Raw genomic sequence first — 354 nt, 5'->3', positions numbered from 1 at the left:
ATCCGAATGATGTGGCTATCACAAAATCAAAAGCCTTCTTATAAAACGATTAATCGATTCAGAGTAAATCCCAAAGTAGACGCTTTATTAGAATCATTATTTATTCAATTTCATAGTCAGTGTTTGAAACAAAATATTATAGATGATTAGGCCATTTTTATTGATGGTACGAAAGTTGAGGCAAATGCAATCGATATACATTCGTATGGAAAAAAGTATTCACAACCATGAGTCAAGGATGAATGAAAACTCTAAAGTACTCTATCATGAATTGGTGATAAATAAAATCATACCTGAGATTAAAAAAGATCACGATAATGACTTAACAAAAGAAGAAATAGATTTGATTGGTAG

1 pseudogene is annotated in these 354 nt (G+C 29.9%); it reads left to right on the top strand.

Annotation, left to right across the window (positions count from 1 at the left end):
- Positions 1-354, top strand: a pseudogene (locus HMPREF3241_RS12770) (IS5/IS1182 family transposase); the annotation flags it as partial.

It is taken from the genome of Staphylococcus sp. HMSC34G04, assembly GCF_001838765.1.
GTDB classification, from domain to species: Bacteria; Bacillota; Bacilli; order Staphylococcales; family Staphylococcaceae; genus Staphylococcus; species Staphylococcus epidermidis.
The sequence above is the reverse complement of the archived record's forward strand: the minus strand, read 5'-3'. Positions and strand labels throughout refer to the sequence as shown.